We start from the raw sequence: 5,606 nt of genomic DNA, 5'->3' as shown, positions 1-5,606 counted from the left end.
AATTAGTTTTAATCGGAGTCTAGCATTAGATGTCGCGTTAATTAGGGCTGTAAAATCGTGGGTCATATAAGCTCCTTCAAAGAAGTACTATTAGATCACATAATTAACGGAATTGGTATTACTGCCATTGAGACATCTGGCGATATTACTGCTAACTGTATCGTATCAAAACAACCTATTACTGGAAAATCTTATCTTAAACGTATTAAGCAAGGTATTTTAGGCGATGGTGTAAATTCATTAATTGCAGGTGCGTTTAATACTTTTCCTAATACTACCTTCAGCCAAAATAATGGCGTAATACAATTAACAGGTATAGCAAGTCGCTATATTGGAGTTTGGATTGGTGGCATATTACTTGTGATGGGGTTATTTCCACACATCGGCGCAGTATTCCGCGCAGTACCAAACTCAGTCTTAGGTGGTGCCACTATTATCATGTTTTCAACGGTTGCAATGGCAGGAGTCAAAATCTTGACTCACGTTGAATTGAACAGAAAAAACATGCTCACACTGGCAGTTTCATTTGGAATGGGATTAGGTGTTTTATTAGTACCTCAAGTAGTCAATACAATTGCAGCAAATATTGGTGGAGATTTAGGTGCAATTGTTAAAAGTATTTTTGGCTCACCTATTACAGCAAGTGGTTTGACAGTCGTTTTCCTTACTTTATTTCTAGGCGAATACCCAGAAAAATATCACCCTATTATTCAAAGCTTCCCCATTGATGAAGAAATTCCATCCAACCTAAAAAGAAAATCATCAACAAGTTAAAGTAACTAAATTTGTGTGAATTTTATATCGATTATTTTTTATTGTTACTGCAAATAAGATTTAAAAAGGAATGTAGATGAGTTTAGAGCAAATAAACAAGGCAAGTGAAGTACAAGCTTATAGTATTTTTGAAAGTTGTTGCTGCGCACCTAATTGGGTCAATCAGATGATTAAAGCACGCCCTTTTAATGATGCTGTTTCACTACTTAAGGTATCACAAAACATTTTTTTGCAATTAACCGAGCAAGATTATCTGAAGGCATTTACAGGTCATCCTCAAATAGGAAACCTCGCGACTTTACATAAAAAGTATGCCAACACATCTAGCACAGCAAGCCATGAACAATCTGGAATGTCTAGTGCAGAGAAAGAAGTCCTAGAAGAAATGGTGGAGCTTAATCAAATTTATTTACAGAAATTCGGTTTCATTTTTATTGTTTGTGCATCTGGTAAAAGCGCATTGCAAATGCTGGAATTAATTAAGAGTCGTATTGGCAACGAACGCTTATATGAACTTAAAATTGCCAGTGATGAGCAAGTGAAAATAACCACTCTACGCTTGGAAAAATTATTATGAAAAATAACCCTATCACAACACATGTATTAGACACCTCGTTAGGTAAACCTGCCTCAGGTATCACTATTGAACTACTCGTACAACAAGATAATAAATGGCGTTTGCTTTCTTCTGCTGTGACCAATGAAGACGGCCGTATTACTGACTGGCAAGATAATACTTGGTATCAAGAGAAAGTAGATGAACAACTATTCGGCACTTACAAAATTGTCTTTTTACTGGAACCTTACTGGCAACAGCAAAACCTAACTGCTTTTTATCCTAGTGTAGATATCAATTTCAAGTTGGAAGATACCAGGCATCACCATATACCGCTTCTACTCTCACCTTATGGTTACTCAACTTACAGAGGTAGTTAGTGAGTAAAATTTAACAAATAAAATCAACTCATAACAATAAAAACAAGAAAAATAGGAATACGAATTATGGAAAATTATTTAATTGAAGTAGCACATTTAATCTTACGCTATTTTCATGTTATCGCAGGTATCGCATGGATTGGAGCATCGTTCTATTTTGCTTGGTTAGACAATAGTTTACAGACACCACCAAAAGAAAAATCTGAAAAAGGGGTTAGTGGTGACCTTTGGGCTATACATGGTGGTGGCTTTTATGAAGTGGCTAAATATAAAAATGGCCCCGAACAAATGCCCACTACTTTACATTGGTTTAAGTGGGAAGCTTATACTACGTGGATAACTGGTATTTTATTATTTAGCTTACTTTATTACATTGGTGCTGATGCTAACTTATTAGATGCAAGTAAAAGTGAATTAAGTAAAGTAAGTGCAATTACAACGTCACTAGGCAGTATTGCAGTCGGCTATATTGTTTACCGCTTTTTATGTAATTCACCATTAGTATCGAAAGGATACCTATTCACTACAACAATCATTGCTCTGTTAACATTGTGGACATGGGGCTTAGATCATTTATTTTCAGATAAAGCAGTTTATATTCACATTGGTGCTTTGATTGGTACATGTATGGCTGGCAATGTTTATCACATTATTATGCCTGGCCAGCGTTACCTAGTTGCTGAAGTGGAAGCGGGTAGAATTCCAGACCCAGCTGTTGGGTTAAAAGCTAAATTATGTTCAATACATAACAACTATGCCACTTTACCAATCATATTCATTATGTTGAGCAATCACTTTTCACATACTTATACACATCAATATGGATGGTTAGTCTTAATTGCATTGATTGTTATCGGCATGTGGATCAGACATTATTTTAACCTTAAACACCGTCACATCAACAAACCTTCCATTCTTGTTAGTGGTATTGCGGCCTTTTTCGCATTGATGTTAGCCATTGCACCTTGGTCAAGCTTTGAGCCTAGAACAAATACAGTGCAAGTAACAAACCAACAAGCTTGGACTATCATAGAAAAACACTGTTCAGAGTGTCATAGCGCAACGCCAACTTCAGCGATGTTTACTAGTGCACCTTTAGGGTTTGTACTTGATTCTATTGAAGATGTGCAAAAACAGTCAGAGAAAACTTATACCCGAGCAGTCATCAATAAAGATATGCCATTAGCAAACCTGACGAATATGACAGAAGAAGAGCGTGATACTTTAGCAATTTGGATTGAAGATTATCGAGCAGCAAAGAACAAATAGTGATGGTGAATTTCGATCCATAATTCTAATAACCTACTTATCATTAGGCGGCTTTTATTTATATTTTGACTATTACTTAAAAGAAATAAAAAAGCCCAAATATCGCTATTTGGGCTTTCGTTTTAGCCGACAGTTCTATATGTAATAGAGTTAAAAGCTACTTACATCATACCGCCTAAAATGACCTACGCGACTGATTTTAAACAAATAAAACAAGACATTAATTACCAGTCCCCCTCTTTACACCCCAATGTTATTTGCGTAGATAATATAAGGGGGAAGCAGATTAAATGACACTATTTTTAGGGGAGGCACTCTAAAGCTATTTGATAAGCACATACGCCCCAAAAAAATAACCATCTAAACATCAACAACTTAAATGAAAAAGTATACTCCTAGTATTACTTAGAGTGTTGCTCTTAAACAAAAACTAACAGCAATTATAAAAAAGGGCAAAATACCCTTTATAGTGATTTTATAGAGAATAAAGTGTTAAATAACCCTTTCAAGTGTTCATCTTTCGCTGGATTATAGTATTCCGCACTTATTTGGGGGTAAATAGGTTGTTGTCCTGTAACAAAATGCGCACTTTCTACCAAACGATGGTAATTACTTTGATATTTTTGGGCGCATAATAAGCCAACGTATTTGACAGTAGACTTTAAATTTCCATGAACAGAAAGTTCTTGTATACCTAATAAATAATTATGAGTCAGTTTATCAAATTGAAACTCTTTAACAGTCTCAATAGTTGAAAATTTAGCATCAAAAATAAATATTTCATTATTACTTAAATCATCTTCATGGTATTTCCTCACCACATAGTCTGGGCAATAATACTTATATTTTGATCCTGTAGATTTCCGCACTCGAACCAAATCACCTGCACTAGCATTTTCATTAATACAATTTACTTGAGGCTCATACATTAATTTTAACTTATGCTTAGGTGAGGCATCATTTGAAAATACATAGACATTATTCAATTCGTCTCTACTTACTTCCTCACTTGGGTGTCCATCAAACGAAGTATTAGAAAAGCAATGCTCAGAGCCATACTCCAAAGTATACCCGCTAGCTTTAATTGTATTAAGCATTCCAAATAACGCAGTAAACTCATATATTTGAGAGAGGTTTCTTAACCCCATTAGAATCGAGTTATTATCTCTAATAGGTTTAGTTTCATTATAAAATTTAACTATATTATGGAATGTAACTTTATAGTGCTTATTTTCCAAAACAAATGAACTGAACTTTGGGGCAATAAATTTAGAAGATTTAGCAGGTAAATACTTCAAAAATATTCTAGATAATTTATTTATGTTAATAAGCAGTTGTGAAACCTCTGCTTCCTTTTTTTCTAATACAGGAACTTTAAATTTATTTAAGACAGAATCAAACCTAACAAACTCAGTAATCCCGTCACCTTTATTCATATTGTTAATCGCGTTTTTCTCAAACTCAAAGGTTCTTTTTAAACGAACTAAGAATTGCCTCGCTCTTTTAAAAAATGAATATATAGCTTGATTTTCCAAATTGTCAGTGTCAATTCTCAAAGATTCTGATGGAATGTTGTCAATTCGATAGGTTTGAAATTTATTGATTATAATATTAGCTTCATCAATAGAGCTTTTATACGCTAAATCTAAATTATCCATTATCCATTGATTACTTTTATCTGAAAAATCTTTAGACAGTTTCGAAGATAATAATTCTTTTTCTAAAGTGTTTTTATGCTTCCTGATAAAGAGAAAATGATCTCTGATCTTCCCTCAAATCTGTAGACATCTTATATTTAGAAACTGAAATTTAAAGAGAGATGTTATGAGTAATAATAAATACCCCCAAGAATTCAAAGATGAAGCTGTTAGACAAGTAATAAATAAAGGTTATTCAGTTCCTGATGTTGCCAAGCGTTTAGGTATTTCTGATAAATCCCTCTATTACTGGGTCAAAAAAGCAAAAGTTCCACCAACTAAATCAGCCGAGCAGGATGAAATTAAAAAGCTTAAAGCCGAGCTCAAGCGGGTAACTGAAGAAAGGAATATTTTAAAGGAAGCCGCCGCGTTCTTTGCAAGCGAGTCAAGGAAAGATACGCGTTCATAAAAACCAGACTCAATGTCTATCGCGTTAAATCAATGTGTTTAGCGCTTAATGTTCATCGCAGTGGCTTCTATGCTTGGCTTAAACAGCCAGAATCTAAGCAGAAGCAAGAGAACGAACGCCTCCTAGTGCGAATTAAAGAAGCATATGCAGAAAGTGGAGGAGTATATGGAAGCCCTAGAATAACACATGAGCTTCGTCGACTTGGTGAAACCTGTGGAGAAAATCGCGTTGCTCGATTAATGAAACACAATAAGTTGAAAGCCAACATTGGCTATAAGCGTCGTTTCTTTAAGTCATCGGTACCATCACTCATTGCAGATAATCATTTACAGCAACAATTCGTTGTATGTGAGCCTGATACAGCTTGGGTTGCAGATATTACCTACATAAAAACGTATGAGGGTTGGTTATATTTAGCGGTTGTTTTAGATCTATTCTCTCGAAAAATTATTGGTTGGTCTATGCAAGCTAACATGGGTAAAGATATCGTAATTAAAGCGTTGTTGATGGCGGTTTGGAGG

General features: G+C 34.9%; 6 protein-coding genes and 1 pseudogene. 6 read left to right on the top strand and 1 reads right to left on the bottom strand.

Annotated features, from left to right (window positions below; genetic code table 11):
* Positions 1–57: 57 nt before the first annotated feature.
* The 4 genes from E2R68_RS13685 (at position 58) to E2R68_RS13670 (ending at position 2,979) form a co-directional block, all read left to right on the top strand.
* Positions 58–774 (top strand): uracil-xanthine permease family protein, encoded by a 717-nt coding sequence (locus E2R68_RS13685; RefSeq protein WP_243834693.1) that lies wholly within the window; start codon positions 58–60, stop codon positions 772–774.
* A gap of 76 nt (positions 775–850) precedes the next feature.
* Positions 851–1,351 carry a 2-oxo-4-hydroxy-4-carboxy-5-ureidoimidazoline decarboxylase gene (gene uraD / locus E2R68_RS13680; protein ID WP_134278241.1) on the top strand — a complete coding sequence of 167 codons (501 nt, stop codon included), beginning with the start codon at positions 851–853 and terminating at the stop codon, positions 1,349–1,351.
* The gene (gene uraH, locus E2R68_RS13675; RefSeq protein ID WP_134278240.1) at positions 1,348–1,710 is read left to right on the top strand and encodes a hydroxyisourate hydrolase; all 363 of its coding nucleotides are present in this window, start codon (positions 1,348–1,350) and stop codon (positions 1,708–1,710) included. The genes uraD and uraH overlap by 4 nt, the downstream gene beginning before the upstream one ends.
* A gap of 66 nt (positions 1,711–1,776) precedes the next feature.
* Positions 1,777–2,979 carry a urate hydroxylase PuuD gene (locus E2R68_RS13670; RefSeq protein WP_134278239.1) on the top strand — a complete coding sequence of 401 codons (1,203 nt, stop codon included), beginning with the start codon at positions 1,777–1,779 and terminating at the stop codon, positions 2,977–2,979.
* 464 nt (positions 2,980–3,443) lie between these two features.
* Here E2R68_RS13670 and E2R68_RS13665 read toward each other — a convergent pair whose 3' ends face one another.
* Positions 3,444–4,637: a hypothetical protein gene (locus E2R68_RS13665; RefSeq protein WP_134278238.1), complete on the bottom strand. Its 1,194-nt coding sequence runs from the start codon at positions 4,635–4,637 to the stop codon at positions 3,444–3,446.
* Positions 4,638–4,803: 166 nt separating this feature from the next.
* Here E2R68_RS13665 and E2R68_RS13660 point away from each other — a divergent pair, with 166 nt between their 5' ends.
* Both E2R68_RS13660 and E2R68_RS13655 read left to right on the top strand, forming a co-directional pair.
* Positions 4,804–5,085, top strand: a complete 282-nt coding sequence (locus tag E2R68_RS13660; protein ID WP_134278237.1) for a transposase — start codon at positions 4,804–4,806, stop codon at positions 5,083–5,085.
* Positions 5,079–5,606: pseudogene (locus E2R68_RS13655) on the top strand (IS3 family transposase); the annotation flags it as partial. The gene E2R68_RS13660 and the pseudogene E2R68_RS13655, both read left to right, overlap by 7 nt.

Source organism: Psychromonas algarum (genome assembly GCF_004376845.1).
GTDB lineage: Bacteria > Pseudomonadota > Gammaproteobacteria > Enterobacterales > Psychromonadaceae > Psychromonas.
This window is presented reverse-complemented; position numbering and strand designations above follow the sequence as displayed.

Excerpts from the sequence above, each read along its gene's own strand:
- uraD (WP_134278241.1), top strand. The coding sequence starts at position 851 with ATGAGTTTAGAGCAAATAAACAAGGCAAGTGAAGTACAAGCTTATAGT.
- E2R68_RS13665 (WP_134278238.1), bottom strand. The coding sequence starts at position 4,637 with ATGGATAATTTAGATTTAGCGTATAAAAGCTCTATTGATGAAGCTAAT.
- E2R68_RS13660 (WP_134278237.1), top strand. The coding sequence starts at position 4,804 with ATGAGTAATAATAAATACCCCCAAGAATTCAAAGATGAAGCTGTTAGA.
- uraH (WP_134278240.1), top strand. The coding sequence starts at position 1,348 with ATGAAAAATAACCCTATCACAACACATGTATTAGACACCTCGTTAGGT.
- E2R68_RS13670 (WP_134278239.1), top strand. The coding sequence starts at position 1,777 with ATGGAAAATTATTTAATTGAAGTAGCACATTTAATCTTACGCTATTTT.